Origin of the sequence: Streptomyces sp. NPDC047853 (genome assembly GCF_043204535.1) — a bacterium.
Classification (GTDB): Bacteria; Actinomycetota; Actinomycetes; order Streptomycetales; family Streptomycetaceae; genus Streptomyces.
This window is the reverse complement of record NZ_JBIDCI010000014.1, coordinates 1-16,491: the sequence shown is the minus strand read 5'-3', so window position 1 is coordinate 16,491 and position 16,491 is coordinate 1. Positions and strand designations below refer to the sequence as shown.

Genomic DNA, 16,491 nt, shown 5'->3' with positions numbered 1-16,491 from the left:
GGGCGGATGCACCTCGCCGGAGCCTCTCCGGCCGTCCTCGACGCCGTCGCCCGCGCCCTCCGCCCCCTGGCCGGCCCGGGGCGGAGGGGTGGCCAGGAGGCCGGGGCGGGAGCCGCCGTCCTCCTCGCCCTTCCCGCCGGAGCAGCCGTCCCGGCTTCGGTCACTGCTTCCGGTAGGAGTACGCCTCCGCGGCCGCCGCCTCGACGGCCGAGAGGTCGGCGCCCGTCGCGGCCGTGACGACCGCGGCCACCGCACCCTCGACGAAGGGGGCGTCCACCAGACGGGTGTCCTCGGGCAGTTCGTCACCCTCGGCGAGCAGCGCCTTGACCGTGAGCACGGCACTGCCGAGGTCGGTGAGGACGGCGACCCCCGCGCCCCGGTCCACGGACGCGGCCGCGGCGGACACCAGCTCGGAGCTGGTGCCGAACCCGCCGGACGCGGTACCGCCCGCCGCCGCGACCGGCACCGCCGGGCCACCGCCCGACAGGGCCTTCGCCAGCTCGGCCACCGACGCGGCGACCTCGGCGCTGTGCGACACCAGCACGATCCCGACCAGCTTCTTCTCACTCACCGGAGGCCTCCTCCAGCGCGGCCACCAGCAGCGCCGCCGAGGTGGCCCCGGGGTCCTGGTGGCCGACGCTGCGCTCGCCGAGATAGCTCGCCCTGCCCTTGCGGGCCCGCAACGGCACGGTGGCCCCGGCTCCCTCCTCGGCCGCGGCACGGGCCGCCGCGAACGACTCGCCGAGGGCGTCCACGGCCGGTACCAAAGCGTCGATCATGGTCTTGTCGCCCGGCGCGGCGCCCCCGAGGGTCCGCACGGCGTCCACCCCGGTGCGCAGCGCGTCGGCCAGTTGCTCGGCGCTCACCTCGGCGGCGTCCCCGAGGGCCTTTCCGGTACGGCGCAGCAGCGTCCCGTACAGCGGCCCCGAGGCGCCGCCGACCGTCGAGATGAGCTGCCGTCCGGCGAGGGTCAGCACCGCGCCGGGCGTGTCGGGTGCCTCCTTCTCCAGCGTGGCCGTCACTGCGTGGAAGCCGCGCTGGAGGTTGCTGCCGTGGTCGGCGTCGCCGATCGGCGAGTCGAGGGCGGTGAGCCGTTCCGCCTCGCGGTCGACCATCGCGGCGGTCGCCGTCATCCAACGGCGGAAGAAGTCGGCGTCGAGCACTGGATCTCCTTGCCTGGTAGGTACGGTGCGATCCCTTCCCCGTCCACCGTCACATGCCCCACCTCAGACCCGCTGTCCGCACCGGCGCGTCCCACAGGGCGAGCAGCTCCTCGTCGATCTCGCACAGGGTGACCGAGGCACCCGCCATGTCCAGCGAGGTGACGTAGTTGCCGACGAGGGTCCGGGCGACGGCGACACCGCGCTCGCCGAGCACCCGCTGCACCTCGGCGTTGAAGCCGTACAGCTCCAGCAACGGCGTCGCACCCATGCCGTTGACCAGCACGAGTACGGGACTGCGCGGAGCGAGGTCCGTCAGTACCGCGTCCACGGCGGCCTCGGCGATCTCACCGGAGGTCATCATCGGACGCCGCTCCCGGCCGGGTTCCCCGTGGATGCCGATGCCCAGTTCCAGTTCACCGGCCGGCAGGTCGAAGGTGGGACTGCCCTTGGCCGGTGTGGTGCACGCGCTGAGCGCGACGCCGAAACTGCGGGAGCGGTCGTTGACCTGACGGGCGATCGCCTCCACCCGCTCCAGCGGCCGCCCCTCCTCGGCCGCGGCGCCGGCGATCTTCTCCACGAACAGCGTCGCCCCCGTGCCGCGCCGCCCGGCGGTGTAGAGGCTGTCCGTCACCGCCACATCGTCGTTCACCAGCACCTTCGCGACCTGGATGCCCTCGTCCTCGGCCAGCTCCGCGGCCATGTCGAAGTTGAGCACGTCGCCGGTGTAGTTCTTGACGACGAACAGCACGCCCGCGCCGCTGTCCACGGCCGCCGCAGCCCGCACCATCTGGTCCGGCACCGGCGAGGTGAACACCTCACCCGGACAGGCCGCGGACAGCATCCCGGGACCCACGAACCCGCCGTGCAGCGGCTCGTGCCCCGAGCCGCCCCCCGACACCAGGGCGACCTTCCCGGCCACGGGGGCGTCCCGCCGCACGATCACCCTGTTCTCGACGTCGACCGTCAACTCGGGATGGGCCGCCGCCATCCCGCGCAGCGCGTCCGCGACGACGGTCTCGGGGACGTTGATGAGCATCTTCACGGGAACCTCCTGGGAAGCCCGGCAGGCCGGTCGGGGACCTGCGTCCTGGCTGGTCGGTGTGGGTGGGAGCCTTTTCTCGATCGCGGCATCCAACACGGCTCGGAGCGGTTTCGGCGGTATCGGTGCCGACTGGATGCCGGCTTCGGTTACGGGTCGTCAGGGCGTCGGACGGTCGGACGCGGAGGGGTCGGGATGCCGCTGTCGGCAGTATCGACCTTGCGGGAGCGAAGGTCACGCGCGAGAGCCGCATGGGCGCGCCCCGGTCCGTCGGGAACCGCGCGGCTGCGGCCGCACGCCGGTGCCGCGCCGCGTCGCGCCGCATGAGACCGTCGGCCACCGGCGCGGACGCGCCTCAGCGCCCGGGCACGGGCAGCCCCACCCCGGCGGCACCCGCCACCGGTACCGAGAGAGCGGGCCCGCGCGGCCCGGGCCTCACGCCGGCTGCCAGATCCGGGTCAGTGCCTGAGGGGTGAGTACCTGCTCGGGAGGGCCGTGTCCGACCAGCCGTCCGTCGCTGAGGAGCAGACAGGCGTCGGCCGAGCGGGCGGCCTCGAGATCGTGCGTGGCCTGGACGACGGTCGTGCCGTCGGCCACCAGGTCCCTCAGCAGGGCCGTGATGCGTTCCCGGGCTTCGGGGTCGAGGCCGGTGGTCGGCTCGTCCAGGAGCAGGAGGTCGGACTGCTGGGCCAGGCCCTGGGCGATCAGGACGCGCTGGCGCTGGCCGCCCGACAACTCGCCGAGCTGGCGGGCGCCGAGGCCGGCGACGCCCAGCCGTTCCATGGCGGAGTCGACCACGGCTCGGTCCTGCCGGGTCGGCCGCCGCCACAGTCCGTGCTCGCCCCAGCGGCCCATCTCCACGGCCTGCCGTGCCGTGAGGGGAAGCGTGTCGCCGACGGCGCCGCGCTGCGGGACGAACGCCGGTGGCGAGCCCTCCGCGTACCTGAGCTGTCCGGATGTGGCAGCGATCACGCCGGCCAGGACGCCCAGCAGCGTGGACTTGCCGCTGCCGTTCGGTCCGACGAGTGCGGTCATGGTCAAAGCCGTTATTCCTGCGCTGAGTTGGTGGAGAACGGGGCGGCCGGGGTAGCCCGCGTTCAGCTCGTGGAACCGGACGCGCTCGTCGCCGGCTTCGCCGTCCGGCGGTGACAGCGGGTTGTTTTTGAACATGGTTGTCATTGTAGGGTCCTCGTATGGAGTGGTTGACGGCCCCTTTCGAGGTGGCCTTTGTGCAGCGGGCCCTGTGGGCCGGGATCCTGGTGTCGGCGATATGCGCCCTCGCGGGTACGTGGGTGGTGCTGAGGGGCATGGCCTTCCTCGGCGACGCCATGTCCCACGGGCTGCTGCCCGGCGTCGCGGTCGCCTCGCTGCTCGGCGGCAACCTGCTGGTGGGGGCGGTGGTGAGCGCGGCCGTCATGACGGCGGGCGTCACGGCGCTCGGACGCACTCCGAGACTGTCCCAGGACACCGGCATCGGCCTGCTGTTCGTCGGCATGCTGTCGCTCGGCGTCATCATCGTGTCCCGTTCGCAGTCCTTCGCGGTGGACCTCACCGGCTTCCTCTTCGGTGACGTCCTCGCCGTGCGGGAGAGCGACCTGACGCTCCTCGGGGCGGCATTGCTGTCGGCGCTGGCCGTCTCGGTGCTCGGCCACCGCGCCTTCCTGGCCCTGGCGTTCGACGAGCGCAAGGCCCGCACGCTCGGGCTGCGCCCCCGGCTCGCCCACGCCGTGCTGCTGGGACTGCTGGCGCTGGCCATCGTCGCCTCGTTCCACATCGTGGGCACGCTCCTCGTCCTCGGCCTGCTCATCGCCCCGCCTGCGGCGGCGCTGCCCTGGGCGCGCAGCGTGAGCGGGGTCATGGTCCTGGCCGCGCTCCTCGGTGCCACCGCCACCTTCGGCGGCCTGCTCCTGTCCTGGCACGCGAGCACCGCGGCCGGTGCGACCGTCTCGGCCCTCGCGGTCGGCCTGTTCTTCCTGTCCCACCTGGCGTCCGGTCTCCGGCACCGCCGCCGTGCGCGCCGGGCCGGCCTCCCGGCTCCGGCGGTCGCCTCGGCTCCGAGCGCTCCCATGTCCCGACCGAACGAAACCTGAGGCGATCACCTTGTTCGTCCGAAGAAACGTCACATCGCTGGCTCCGGCTCTGGCGGCCGTGGTCCTCCTGACCGCCGGGTGCGGGGGCCAGGACGACGTCACGTCCGACTCCGAGAAGCCCGCTTCCTCCACCACTCCGCACGGCTACGTCGAGGGTGCCACCGAGGCGGCCGAGCAGCAGTCCCGGCTCCTGCTCGCAGACATCGGCAGCGGCGACTCCCGGGTGCTGGACCTGATCACCGGCAAGGTGCACGACACAGCCCGCAGACCCGGTGCCACCGCACTCACCACGGACGGCCGCTTCGGCTACTTCCACGGTGCGGACGGCACCCAAGTCCTCGACAGCGGCGCGTGGATGGTCGACCACGGGGACCACGTGCACTACTACCGCGCGAAGATCCAGGAGGTCGGCGAGTTCCCGGGAGGCACCGGTACGCGCGTCCGCGCTGACGCGGGCGTCACCGCGGTCACGGCGGCGGACGGGAAGGCGAGCGTGTACCCCCGCGCCGAGCTGGAACAGGGCGCCCTCGGCACCCCCACCCGGCTCCCGGACACCTACGCCGGCGCCGTCGTGCCGTATGCGGAACACCTGATCACCCTCACCGGCGAGAGCCCCGCGAGGGTCGCCGTGCTCGACCGGTCCGGCAAGCGGGTCGCCACCCCGGAGGGGGAGTGCGAGGACCCGCGGGGCGACGCGCTGACCCGGCGTGGGATCGTCCTCGGCTGCGCCGACGGCGCCCTGCTCGTCCACGAGGACGACGGCACCTTCACCGCCGAGAAGATCCCCTACGGTCAGGACGTGCCGCGGCACGAGCGTGCCACCGAGTTCCGGCACCGCCCCGGCAGCAGCACCCTCACGGCGCCCGCGGGCAAGGACGCCGTCTGGGTCCTGGACGTCACCAAGGGCACCTGGACCCGGGTGAAGACCGGCCCCGTGGTCGCCGCGAACACCGCCGGTGAAGGCGCACCGCTGCTGGTCCTGGAGACCGACGGAGCCCTGCACGGCTACGACATATCCGCCGGCGAGGAGACCACGGTCACCGACCCCCTGCTGAAGGACCTCCCCGAAAGCGGGCCCGGGAGCACCACCACTCCGGTGATCGAGGTGGACCGCAGCCGCGCCTACCTCAACGACCCCGAGGGCAGGCGCGTGTACGAGATCGACTACAACGACGACCTCCGCGTGGCCCGCACCTTCGACCTGGACGTCAGGCCGTCCCTGATGGTGGAGACGGGCCGATGAGCGTGCGGGTGGGGGCGGCCCGGGTCCGTGCCCTGCTGGTGACCCTGGTCAGCTTCTCCGTCCTCGTCGGCACGGCGACCGGCTGCGCGGGCGGTGGCGGCGAACGTCCCCGGGTCGTGGTGACCACCAACATCCTCGGCGACATCACCCGGGAGATCGTCGGGGACGAGGCGGACGTCAGTGTCCTGATGAAGCCCAACGCCGACCCGCACTCCTTCGGGCTGTCGGCCGTGCAGGCCGCGGAGCTGGAGAACGCGGACCTGGTCGTCTACAACGGGCTCGGCCTCGAGGAGAACGTACTGCGGCACGTGGAAGCGGCCCGCGAGTCCGGCGTGGCCACCTTCGCGGCAGGCGAGGCGGCCGACCCGCTCACCTTCCACACCGGGCAGGAGGGCGGCCCCGAGGAGGCGGCCGGCGAACCCGACCCGCACTTCTGGACCGACCCCGACCGGGTGCGCAAGGCCGCCGGCCTGATCGCCGACCAGGTCGCCGAACACGTGGACGGCGTGGACGAGAAGGCCGTCCGGGCCCACGCGGCACGCTACGACGGACAACTCGCCGACCTCACCACCTGGATGGAGAAGTCCTTCGACGCCGTCCCCGAGGACAGGCGCGCCCTGGTGACCAACCATCACGTCTTCGGTTACCTCGCCGACCGCTTCGGCTTCCGGGTGATCGGCGCCGTCATCCCCAGCGGCACCACCCTCGCCTCACCCAGCTCCTCCGACCTGCGCTCCCTCACCCAGGCCATGGAGGCGGCCGGCGTGCGCACCGTCTTCGCCGACTCCTCCCAGCCCACCCGGCTCGCCGAGGTGCTGCGCCAGGAGATGGGCGGCGACGTCGACGTCGTCCCGCTGTACTCCGAGTCGCTGACCGAGAAGGGCAAGGGCGCCGGCACCTACCTGGAGATGATGCGCGCCAACACCTCGGCCGTGGCCGGCGGCCTCACCGGCGACTGAACGAGCTTCCCCGCGGCCCGGCGAACCGAACACGCCGGCCGTTCCACCACCCAACCCCGCGCCCTGAGGGCCGGAGAGGAAAGACACGCGATGAACAGGTCGACACGCGCCAGAACGCTCACCGGCACGGCACTCGTCCTGGCGGCGGCCATGACGCTGACCGCCTGCGGCGGCAACGACGACGCCTCCTCCGACGCCGAGCCGAAGAAGCAGACGAAGAGCAACGAGGCCGCTGCCGTCAAGAACCCGGTCGTCGCCTCCTACGACGGGGGCCTCTACGTCCTCGACGGCGAGACCCTGAAACTGGCGAAGACCGTCGAACTGCCCGGCTTCAACCGGATCAACCCGGCCGGTGACGAGGACCACGTCATCGTCTCCACCGACACCGGCTTCCGCGTGTTCGACGCCGCCCGGCAGGAGTTCACCGGCGCCGAGTTCAAGGGTGCCAAGCCGGGTCACGTCGTACGGCACGGCGGCAGGACGGTGCTCTTCACCGACGGCACGGGCGAGGTGAACGTCTTCGACCCCGCCGACCTGGCCGGCGGGAAGCAGCCGGAGGGCCGCACCTACACCTCCGCCGAGCCCCACCACGGTGTCGCCATCGAACTGGCGGGCGGCGAACTCGTCACCACGCTGGGCACCGAGGAGAAGCGCACGGGCGCCCTCGTCCTGGACAAGAACGACAGGGAGCTCGCGCGCTCCGAGGACTGCCCCGGCGTGCACGGTGAGGCCGCCGCCCAGGGCGACGTGGTCGGACTCGGCTGCGAGGACGGCGTCCTGCTCTACAAGGACGGCAAGTTCACCAAGGTCGACGCCCCCGACGACTACGCCCGCACCGGCAACCAGGCCGGCAGCGGCGCCTCCCCGATCCTCCTGGGCGACTACAAGACCGACCCCGAGGCGGAGCTGGAGCGGCCGACCCGCATATCGCTGATCGACACCCGCACCGCGAAGATGAAGCTCGTCGACCTCGGCACCAGCTACTCCTTCCGCTCCCTCGCCCGCGGCCCGCACGGTGAGGCCCTGGTACTCGGCACCAACGGCGTCCTGCACGTCATCGACCCGGAGACCGGCAAGGTCGAGAAGAGGATCGACGCCGTCGGCGACTGGACCGAGCCCCTGGACTGGCAGCAGCCCAGGCCCACCCTGTTCGTCCGTGACCACACGGCCTACGTCTCCGAACCGGGCAAGCGCCAACTGCACGCCCTCGACCTGGACTCGGGCGAGAAGCTGACATCCGTGACGCTGCCGAAGGGCACCAACGAGCTGTCCGGGACGGTGGCCGGTCACTGACCGGTCCTGCTCGACGGACCGCTGAACGGTTCTGCCGAACCGTCCGTCCCACGGCCGTCCGTACGGATTCCAGATCGACACGACCAGACGGGCACCGGTGCCGGTGCGTGGAACAGGCGCGGAGCTGCTGGCCGGCGCCGCGTGTCGGTACGCGTCTCGCTGCCGTGAACGCCGCACGGCTGGGTCCTCGGTCCGGACCCAGCCGCTTCGTCCGTGCGGGCCGGCACTCGGACAGCGGGCAGTGGCGCTGGGCTACATGTCGAGGTAGGCCCAGTGGATCCAGACGTTCGACGGACCGCCCCACAAGGTGCCCTTGAACCAGTCGCCGCTCAGCTCCACCACGTCGAAGCCCTGGCCCCGATGGACCTGGCCGAGCGACGGGTAGTTGGTACCGGGCCCGCTGCGGAAAGCGCGGGGGGACTCACCCTGGGGATTCTTGTCGCTCTCGCGGGGATGTCCTCCACGGCCTCGGCCTCCGTCCCAGGCATCCGCGGCTCGACTGGGCCCGGTCCCGGTCCCGGTCCCGGTCCCGGTTTCGGCCGGTCCGGATCGGGTCGGGTCGGGCCCGCCCGTGTTCGCGCGGTGCGTGCGGTGCGGGCGGGCGGTCCACCGGAGCTGCGCCGCCCCGGAGGCTCCGCCCCGCACGGATCAGTCGAGGAGCGCCGTTGCCTCGACCTCGACGAGGACGTCCGGCTCGAAGAGGTACTCGACGCCGATGAGGGAGGACGGCGGCATGGGGGAGAGGAGTCCGAGTTCGTCGGCGACGGCCTCCACGCCGTCCATGAACGCACCGATCTTCTCCGGGCTCCACCGCGTCACGTAGAACGTCAGGCGCAGGACGTCGGCGAAGGACGCTCCCGCGCCCGCCAGGCCGATCGAGGTGTTGCGCAGCGCCTGGGCGACCTGCCCGGCCAGATCGTCGGGCGCCACGGGGGTTCCGTCGGCCCGGCGCGCGATCTGCCCGCTGACGTGGACGTGTCTCGTCCCGGTGCCCACGGCGACGTGGTGGTAGGGGGTCGGCTGCAGCATGCCGTCCGGGGTGAAGTACTGAACGGTCATCTTCTTCTTCCTCACGAGCGACGGAGTAGGTATCGGTAAGCTACTTAGTGGAAGAAGGACACTTCAACGAGACCAGGTTTCGTCATGGATACCGACGAGGAACTCGTCATCGAGGCCCCGCACCGCGAACTGCTCGACCAGATCCTCGACAAGTGGTCGCTCAGCATCCTCAACGAACTCTGCGAACGTCCGTGCCGCTTCAACGAACTGCGCCGGGCCATCCCCCAGGTCACGCAGAAGTCGCTGACCGCGACGCTCCGGCGACTGGAACGCAACGGCGTGATCGAGCGCGAGGTCGTCTCCACCCGCCCGGTGGCGGTCGTGTACCGGATCACGCCGCTCGGCAAGACCCTTCGGCACCCCGTCGACGTGCTGCTGGCCTGGGCCTCGCGGAACATGCCCGCGGTCGAGCGCGCGCGCGAAGCCTTCGACGCACGGGACGAGGCCGAAGGGCGCTGACCGCCTCGCGCGCGTCAGGCGAGGGCCGGGGAACGCCGCCCCGCCGCCGGGTCCCCCGAGCCCGCCCCGACGCCCGGGCAGGCCCCAACCACCGCGCCCGAGACGCCCATTGACACCCACCGTGCCGGGTGATTGCATCCCGTCATGCCTCCTTCGGAGCCTCTGACCCGTCGCCGCGCCGTGGACCTCGTCCGCGTGGCCGCCGCGCTGTGTCGGCTCCACGGCTGATCGACCTCTCCGGTTCGCCCCCCCTCTTCCGTCGGTCGCGCGACGCGTGCGCCGCCGGCCTCCCCGGGGCCTGCCCGCCGACCCTCCCGTGCGTGCCGGTGCGCCGGCGTCGGCCGCGCCATGGCCGGGCCCCCTCTCCCACACATGCCGAGGACTGCCATGTCTGCTGCCGGTTCCGCCGCCCACCACGAGACCGCCTACGACCAGCGCAGGCTGCGCCAGTGGCTTGCCGGAGAAGCCAGAGCGGACGGGGTCACGCGCCGCCGGCTGCTCACCCTGCTCGCCGCGACCGCCGCCGCCACCGCGCTCCCGGCGACCGCCCCGGCCCGCGCCGTCGACTCGCCGATCGTCAAGCCGTTGCCACCGGACTGGTTCATCCCGCGCGGCACCAACGCCGAGACCCGCTGGGAGGCGCTGCGCGGGACCGGCCACCACACCCCGAACGACCTGTTCTTCGTCCGCAACCACACGGCGACGCCCGTCCTGGACGCCGCCGACTGGCGGTTGAGGCTGTGGGGCGACGGACTGCGCGGCAAGCCGGCCGAGGGGCGGCCGGTGGAGTTCGGCTACGACGACCTGCGGGCCCTGCCCTCCACGACCCGCACCGCCTTCGTCGAGTGCGCCGGAAACGGCCGCAGCCACTACGCGACGCAGCAGGGCGAGACGCCCACCGGCACCGCCTGGACGCTGGGCGCGGTGGGCGTGGCCCGCTGGCGCGGTGTCCGCCTGTCCCACGTGCTGCGCAGGGCCGGACTGTCCGCGTACGCGGTGGACGTCCAACCCCGTGGCCTGGACGCCGAGTACGTGAGCGGCGGGGAGAACCTCGGCCGGGTGCGTCGCCCCCTGCCGCTGGGCAAGGCCCTGGACGACGTGCTCCTCGCCTACGAGATGAACGGCGAGCCGCTGCCGTACGACCACGGATACCCGGTGCGGGTGCTGGTGCCCTCGTGGGTGGGGATCGCGTCGGTGAAATGGGTCGGTGACATCCAGGTGTCGGCGCAACCGCTGTACTCGCCGTGGAACACCACCTTCTACCGGCTGTTCGGCCCCGCCCACCCGGAGGAGGGCAGCGCGCCGCTCACCCGGCAGACGGTCAAGAGCGCCTTCGAGCTGGCGAGCGGAGCGAGCTTCCCGGTGGGGGAGGAGCAGGTGCTGCACGGCCGGTCCTGGTCCGGTGCGGGTGGCGTCAGACGGGTCGACGTCAGCACCGACGGCGGGGCGAGCTGGCGGCGGGCCCGCCTGCGCGACCGGCCGCGATCCGGCACGTGGTCCCGCTGGTCCCTTCCCTGGACGCCCACCGCACCCGGCCCCACGCACCTGCTCGCCCGCGCCACCGACACGGCAGGCCGCACCCAGCCGGACACCACCGTCTTCAACACCCAGGGGTACCTCTTCGACGCCGTGGTGCGGCACCCCGTGACGGTGGTCTGAGGACAGGGGCGGGTGCGCAGGAGGCCCTGTTCCATCACAGTTCGGTCCCGGGCCGGAACTGTGGCCTCCACCACAGCCAACGCGATCTTGTGCTGGTGAGATCACCGGATGCTCGGTTTCCTCCTCCGTCTCCTGCCCTTCTGGGTCCGCGAGCCGCTGCTCATCCTGGTCGGGTCCGTCTTCGGCGTGCGCATCATGTATCTCGCCGTGCAGGACGGCTCATGGCCGGCGGCCGGGATCGGGACGGTGTTCCTGGTCTTCACGGCGGTCCGCGTCCGCACGGTGGTCCGGGCCTTCCGCGCCCGCCGGAACCCCGCCCCGGTGGTGCCCGCGGACGGGACGGCGACCGACGCCGCCCCGCAGCCGCAGCCGCAGCCGCAGCCCGCGTCCCAGTCGCCGGCCCCGGCTCCGGCCGCGCCGCGGCCCGCCCCGGTCGCGCGGGAGAAGGAGCCCAGCGCCTGGGGCCAGGCCGTCGCTGCCGTGGCCGTGTTCGCGGCGCTCGGGGCCGCGCTGTGGCTGGGGGAGCTGCTCCCCTCCGAGAACACCGGCGCGCCGCGGGCCGCCACGTGTGCGAGCGGCGAGGACAGCGAGGACACGGAACTGCCGAGCGCCTACGCGAAGACACCCCGGGCCGCCACCGGCGAGGAACTGTGCGAGGCGCTCAACCGGCCCGACCTGGCCCAGCTCCTCGGAACGCCCGCGGAGACCGCCACCGTGGCGTCCGGCACCAGCAACACCGCCCCGCTGACCGATGGCAAGGTCGCCCAACCGGAGGCCGAGGTCCAGTTCGACACCTACACCGTGAACGTCTCGGCCACGTACAACGAGCTGTCGATCGCCCAGTACGTCAAGCTGATGGAGTTCGGTCAGGAGACGGACGTCAGGACGCTCACGGTCCTCGGCCGCCCAGCGGTCCTCGCCTCGGACCACACCATGAGGATCGAGTTCGACCTCGGGAGCGGCGGAACGGGCGGACCGGTCGAACAGGGCCCCCTGGCCAGGACGCTCTCCGTGGCCTTCGACGGCAAGGACCGGGGCGGCTACTACGACATCACCGTGTGGAGCGAGTCCGGAACCCTCCCGGAGGACAGCGCCCTGCTCGACATCGCGGAGAAGGTCCTTCCCGCGATCCCGGAGCGGGCCGTGTGACGAGGCGCTCGGGCGCCCCGCCTCGGGGAACGCGGACGGCGTGGGCTGCCCCGCCCGTGCCGCGGGAGGCGGGGCCGCTGACGGCGGTCCGCAGGTGCCCCTCGCGGGGACGGTGGGCCGAACCCCCGCGGTGTCGCGGACTCGGGCCGTCCAGCCGTGCCCATAATGAGGCATATGTTCGTGATTCGCGCACGGCGAGTGTCAGCACGCGGGCCGAAGGTGCGGACCGTCGCCGGACAGGTGTTCCTGCTGCAACTGGTGCTCGTCGTGCTGCTCGCGGCCGCGGCCGTCGTGGCACTGGTGCTCCAGGTCCGGCGGGACAGCACCCAGGCGGCCCGGGACCGGACGCTGTCGGTCGCGCAGACCTTCGCCAACGCCCCGGGAACCGCCGAGGCGCTGGACGGCCCCGACCCCACGGCCGTGCTCCAGCCCCGCGCCGAAGCGGTCCGCGAGGCGGCCGACGTCGCCTTCGTCGTCGTGTCGAACACCCGGGGAATCCGGTACACGCACCCCGATCCGGGCCTGATCGGCAAGCGCGTGCTGGGCCCGTACGAGGAGGCGGCCCAGGGCGTTCCCGTGACCAGGGAGCTGAGCGCCAGCGTCGGTCCGGCCGTCGACTCGGTCGTGCCCGTCTTCCGGAGCGACGGCTCGGTCGCCGGGCTCGTGGCCGTCGAGATCACCGTCAGCGACGTCAACGAGTCCGCCGAACGCCAGATGCCGGTCATCCTCGCCGGCACCGCCGCCGCCCTCCTCCTGGCCGTCGGCGGCTCGGCGCTCGTGAACCGGCGCCTGTCCCGGCAGACCCGCGGGCTCGGTCCCGGCGAGATGACCCGGATGTACGAGCACCACGACGCGGTGCTGCACGCCGTGCGGGAAGGCGTCGTGATCGCCGACGGCGGGCAGCGGCTGGTGCTGGCCAACGACGAGGCCCGCAGGCTGCTCGGACTCCCGGCGGACGCCGAGGAGCGCCCGCTCGCCGAGTCGGGACTGCACCCGCGGATCGCCGAACTCCTGGCGTCCGGCCGGCCCGTCACCGACGAGGTGGTGCCGGTGGAGGACCGGCTCCTCGCGGTCAACGTGCGGATCACCGGCGACCACGGTGGGCCGCCCGGCGCCGTCGCCACCCTGCGGGACACGACGGAGCTGCGCGCGGTCCTCGGCCGGGTGGAGGCGGTGCGGGAGCGCCTCCTGCTCCTCTACGAGGCCGGCGCGCGCATCGGCAGCACCCTGGACGTCACCACGACCGCGGAGGAACTGACCCGGGTGGCCACCCCGCGGTTCTCGGACTTCACCACCGTGGACCTGGTCGAGTCGGTGTTCCGCGGGGACGAGCCGCGGGAGTCGCAGGGGCCGCTCGTCCGGATGCGGCGGGCCGCCGTCGCCGGCCTGCACGAGGACCACCCCCTGCACCCGCCGGGCCGGGTGACCGGCACGGTGCCCACCAGCCCCGGCTCTCTGGGCGGCACCGCGCGGCACTCCCTGCCCGAAGCGGACGTGAACGTGGCGCTCGGCTGGTACGGCAGCGACCCCGAGCACGCCGAGCGTGTCGTCGCGTACGGCTTCCACAGCGTCCTGACCGTCCCCCTGCACGCGCGCAGCGTGGTCCTCGGCATGGTCAACTTCTGGCGTTCGGAGAACCCGGAGCCGTTCGTCGAGGACGACGAGGCGTTCGCCCGGGAACTGGCCGCCAGAGCGGCGACGTGCATCGACAACGCCCGCCGTTACACCCGCGAGCACGAGACGGCCGTGGCCCTCCAGCGCAGCCTCCTGCCGAGCGGACTGCCCGAGCAGAACGCCCTCGACGTCGCCTACCGGTACGTGCCGGCCGAAGCCGGGGTGGGCGGGGACTGGTTCGACGTCATCGCACTGCCGGGCGCCCGGGTCGCCCTGGTGGTCGGCGACGTGGTGGGGCACGGTCTGCACGCCGCCGCCACCATGGGGCGGCTGCGGACCGCCGTGCACAACTTCGCCGCCCTCGACCTGCCGGCCGACGAACTCCTCGCACGCCTCGACGAGCTGGTCTCCCGGCTCGATCACGAGGCCGGCCCGGACCGGGCCGAGATCGCCGGGGCGACCTGCCTCTTCGCGATCTACGACGCGGTGGCGGGCCGGTGTTCCCTGAGCCGGGCGGGACATCCCGGCCCCGCGCTGGTGCTGCCCGACGGATCGGTCCGCTTCCCCGACAGCCCCGTCGGACTGCCGCTCGGCGTCGGCAGCGGCCTGCCCTTCGAGGCGGTCGACCTCGACGTGCCCGAAGGCAGCCGGCTGGTGCTGTACACCGACGGACTGCTGGAGAGCGGCGGCCGGGACGTCGACGAGGGCGTCGAGCTGCTGCGGCGGGGGCTCACCCGGGCCGGCCGCACCCCCGAGGAGACGTGTGCCGAGGTGCTGGCCCGCCTGCCGACCGACCGGAGCGCCGACGACGTGGTGCTCCTGGTGGCCGGCACCCGCGTCCTCGACCCGTCCCGGGTGGCCGTCTGGGACGTCGAACGCGACCCGGCGGTCGTCTCCCGCGTCCGCCGCGAGGTCACCCACCGGCTCGCCGAGTGGGGCCTGGACGAGGAGGCCTTCGTCACCGAGCTGATCCTCAGCGAGTTGCTGACCAACGCGGTGCGCCACGGCACCGACCCGGTCCGGGTGCGCCTGCTGTACGACCGGACCCTGGTCTGCGAGGTCTGCGACGGCAGCAGCACCGCACCGCACCTGCGCTACGCGGCCACGACCGACGAGGGAGGGCGCGGCCTCTTCCTCGTGGCCCAGATGGCCGACCGCTGGGGGACCCGCTACACCGAGACCGGCAAGGTCATCTGGTCGGAGCAGACCCCGTCGTCCGGGACGCCGCCCGGCCCGTGACCGGCGCCCGTCCGGCGCCCTCACCGTCCCGGGAGGCTCGAACCGCGGACGACCAGCTCGGGCTGGAGCACCACGTGCTCGTGACGGTGTCCGGCCGCCCGGTCGCCGGCCTCCTGGAGCAGCAGGTCGGCGGCCGTGGCCCCCATCGCCCGCGCGGGCCGGCGGACCGAGGTCAGCGGTACGGTCGCCGCGGCGGCGAACTCGATGTCGTCGTACCCGACGAGGGCCAGGTCGTCGGGGACCTTGACCCCGGCCGTGTACATGAACTGGAGCACTCCGAGGGCCAGCAGGTCGTTGGCGCAGAAGACGGCGGTGGGCCGCTCCGCCAGACCCAGCAGTCCGGCCCCCGCGTCCCGTCCGGCGGCCACGTCCAGGCGCTCGGTGGCAATCTCCCGCAGGGCCGCGGGGGACAGGCCGGCCTGGGCGACGGCTTCCCGTGCCCCCGTCCTGCGGTCCCGCGCCTGCCCGAGGTGGGGCGGCCCGCTGACGTAGGCGAGGGAGCGGTGGCCCGCACCGGTGAGGTGGCGGACGGCCAGGGCGCCACCGGTGACGTCGTCCACCGAGACGGAACAGCCCGTCGCGTCCTCGGCCACCCGGTCCACGAGAACGAAGGGGATGCCGTGCCGGCGGAAGCCGGCCAGGCTGCGCCCACTGGGGTCGGCGGGGGTGACCAGCACCCCGCGGACCCGCTGTTCGGCGAAGAGTTCGAGGTACTCCGCCTCCTTCCGCGCGCTCTGCGCGCTGTTGCACAGCGTGACGGCGAGGCCCGCCTCCCGGGCCGTGCGCTGGGCCCCCTGGGCCAGGTCGACGAAGAAGGGGTTGCCCATGTCGAGGACGAGCACGGCCACGACACGGCTGCGGCCCGCACGCAGCTGCCGCGCGGACTCGCTGCGCACGTAACCGAGGCGCGCGATCACCAGCTCCACATGGCGCCGCGTCCGGGGCGAGACGCGGCCGGGCCGGTTGAGCACGTGGGGGACGGTGCCCACCGAGACACCCGCCTCCCGGGCCACGTCCTTGATGCCGACGAAGGCGGTGCTCCGGTTCACGCCAGGTGGAAGACCTCGGTGAGGGGACGCATGGCGGCGTCGGGGGCCTCCCCGTCGAGTTCCTCGAAGAAGTGCGCCATCTCGGCCTGCCAGCGCGCGTTCACCTCGGTCGCGGCCATGGCGGCCCGGGCCGCCTCGAAGTCCTCGGTCTCCAGGTAGCCCACGAGCAGGCCGTCCTCCCGCAGGAAGAGGGAGTAGTTGTGCCAGCCGGCCCCGGAGAGCGCGGCACGCATGTCGGCCCACACGTCCCGGTGGCGTTCGCGGTACTCGGCGACCATTCCGGCGCGGACCTTCAGAAGAAAACAGACGCGTTGCATCGGACCACCCTCGTGCCGGTCGTGGGGGGGCCCCGCCGCGGGCGGGGGCCCCCCGCGGCCCCGCGGGTGAGAAGTCGGACCCCGACCCCGTGTACGCCGCGGACCCCGGCGGGGCCCCCCCCCGGGTCACAACCACCCCCCCCCAGGGCAAAGGGGCCC

Annotated in this window: 17 protein-coding genes; 9 read left to right on the top strand and 8 right to left on the bottom strand. The window is 73.2% G+C overall.

Annotation, left to right across the window (positions count from 1 at the left end):
• Window positions 1-160: 160 nt before the first annotated feature.
• From ACGF5T_RS24645 to aztA, 4 genes are all read right to left on the bottom strand, one after another.
• Entirely contained in the window at window positions 161-571 is a 411-nt protein-coding gene (locus ACGF5T_RS24645) for a PTS fructose transporter subunit IIA (RefSeq protein ID WP_356610069.1), read from the bottom strand.
• Window positions 564-1,163 (bottom strand): dihydroxyacetone kinase subunit DhaL, encoded by a 600-nt coding sequence (gene dhaL / locus ACGF5T_RS24640; protein ID WP_356610070.1) that lies wholly within the window; start codon window positions 1,161-1,163, stop codon window positions 564-566. Before dhaL ends, ACGF5T_RS24645 begins: the two co-directional genes overlap by 8 nt.
• Before the next feature lie 49 nt (window positions 1,164-1,212).
• A complete protein-coding gene (gene dhaK / locus ACGF5T_RS24635) occupies window positions 1,213-2,205 on the bottom strand; it encodes a dihydroxyacetone kinase subunit DhaK (protein WP_361010677.1) in 993 nt (330 codons plus the stop codon).
• Window positions 2,206-2,637: 432 nt separating this feature from the next.
• Window positions 2,638-3,381: a zinc ABC transporter ATP-binding protein AztA gene (gene aztA / locus ACGF5T_RS24630; protein WP_392889208.1), complete on the bottom strand. Its 744-nt coding sequence runs from the start codon at window positions 3,379-3,381 to the stop codon at window positions 2,638-2,640.
• A gap of 14 nt (window positions 3,382-3,395) precedes the next feature.
• On the opposite strand from aztA, the gene aztB reads away from it, so the two are divergent.
• From aztB to aztD, 4 genes are all read left to right on the top strand, one after another.
• Window positions 3,396-4,292: a zinc ABC transporter permease AztB gene (aztB, locus tag ACGF5T_RS24625; protein ID WP_366769140.1), complete on the top strand. Its 897-nt coding sequence runs from the start codon at window positions 3,396-3,398 to the stop codon at window positions 4,290-4,292.
• Window positions 4,293-4,302: 10 nt separating this feature from the next.
• Window positions 4,303-5,535 carry a hypothetical protein gene (locus tag ACGF5T_RS24620; protein ID WP_366769139.1) on the top strand — a complete coding sequence of 411 codons (1,233 nt, stop codon included), beginning with the start codon at window positions 4,303-4,305 and terminating at the stop codon, window positions 5,533-5,535.
• Window positions 5,532-6,494 (top strand): zinc ABC transporter substrate-binding protein AztC, encoded by a 963-nt coding sequence (aztC, locus tag ACGF5T_RS24615; RefSeq protein ID WP_366769138.1) that lies wholly within the window; start codon window positions 5,532-5,534, stop codon window positions 6,492-6,494. The genes ACGF5T_RS24620 and aztC overlap by 4 nt, the downstream gene beginning before the upstream one ends.
• Window positions 6,495-6,584: 90 nt before the next feature.
• Window positions 6,585-7,787, top strand: a complete 1,203-nt coding sequence (gene aztD, locus ACGF5T_RS24610; RefSeq protein WP_366769137.1) for a zinc metallochaperone AztD — start codon at window positions 6,585-6,587, stop codon at window positions 7,785-7,787.
• A 252-nt stretch (window positions 7,788-8,039) separates the two neighbouring features.
• On the opposite strand, the gene ACGF5T_RS24605 is transcribed toward aztD, so the two are convergent.
• Together ACGF5T_RS24605 and ACGF5T_RS24600 are read right to left on the bottom strand one after the other, a co-directional pair.
• A complete protein-coding gene (locus ACGF5T_RS24605) occupies window positions 8,040-8,432 on the bottom strand; it encodes an SH3 domain-containing protein (RefSeq protein WP_366769136.1) in 393 nt (130 codons plus the stop codon).
• Between the two features lie 3 nt (window positions 8,433-8,435).
• Complete coding sequence (locus tag ACGF5T_RS24600) at window positions 8,436-8,846, bottom strand: RidA family protein (RefSeq protein ID WP_361010698.1); 411 nt, start codon at window positions 8,844-8,846, stop codon at window positions 8,436-8,438.
• 84 nt (window positions 8,847-8,930) lie between these two features.
• Here ACGF5T_RS24600 and ACGF5T_RS24595 point away from each other — a divergent pair, with 84 nt between their 5' ends.
• The 5 genes from ACGF5T_RS24595 (at window position 8,931) to ACGF5T_RS24575 (ending at window position 14,966) form a co-directional block, all read left to right on the top strand.
• Window positions 8,931-9,305 carry a helix-turn-helix domain-containing protein gene (locus ACGF5T_RS24595; protein ID WP_356610162.1) on the top strand — a complete coding sequence of 125 codons (375 nt, stop codon included), beginning with the start codon at window positions 8,931-8,933 and terminating at the stop codon, window positions 9,303-9,305.
• 144 nt (window positions 9,306-9,449) lie between these two features.
• A complete protein-coding gene (locus ACGF5T_RS24590) occupies window positions 9,450-9,533 on the top strand; it encodes a putative leader peptide (RefSeq protein WP_356610175.1) in 84 nt (27 codons plus the stop codon).
• 159 nt (window positions 9,534-9,692) lie between these two features.
• Entirely contained in the window at window positions 9,693-10,964 is a 1,272-nt protein-coding gene (locus ACGF5T_RS24585; RefSeq protein WP_366769134.1) for a sulfite oxidase, read from the top strand.
• 108 nt (window positions 10,965-11,072) lie between these two features.
• Window positions 11,073-12,113 (top strand): DUF6215 domain-containing protein, encoded by a 1,041-nt coding sequence (locus ACGF5T_RS24580; RefSeq protein ID WP_356610164.1) that lies wholly within the window; start codon window positions 11,073-11,075, stop codon window positions 12,111-12,113.
• A gap of 174 nt (window positions 12,114-12,287) precedes the next feature.
• The gene (locus ACGF5T_RS24575) at window positions 12,288-14,966 is read left to right on the top strand and encodes a SpoIIE family protein phosphatase (protein ID WP_366769133.1); all 2,679 of its coding nucleotides are present in this window, start codon (window positions 12,288-12,290) and stop codon (window positions 14,964-14,966) included.
• Window positions 14,967-14,986: 20 nt separating this feature from the next.
• Here the strand turns inward: ACGF5T_RS24575 and ACGF5T_RS24570 are convergent, their stop codons facing one another.
• Both ACGF5T_RS24570 and ACGF5T_RS24565 read right to left on the bottom strand, forming a co-directional pair.
• Window positions 14,987-16,015, bottom strand: a complete 1,029-nt coding sequence (locus ACGF5T_RS24570; protein WP_366769131.1) for a LacI family DNA-binding transcriptional regulator — start codon at window positions 16,013-16,015, stop codon at window positions 14,987-14,989.
• Window positions 16,012-16,332, bottom strand: coding sequence for an L-rhamnose mutarotase (locus ACGF5T_RS24565; RefSeq protein ID WP_356610167.1), 321 nt, complete (start codon window positions 16,330-16,332; stop codon window positions 16,012-16,014). The genes ACGF5T_RS24570 and ACGF5T_RS24565 overlap by 4 nt, the downstream gene beginning before the upstream one ends.
• Window positions 16,333-16,491 lie beyond the last annotated feature (159 nt).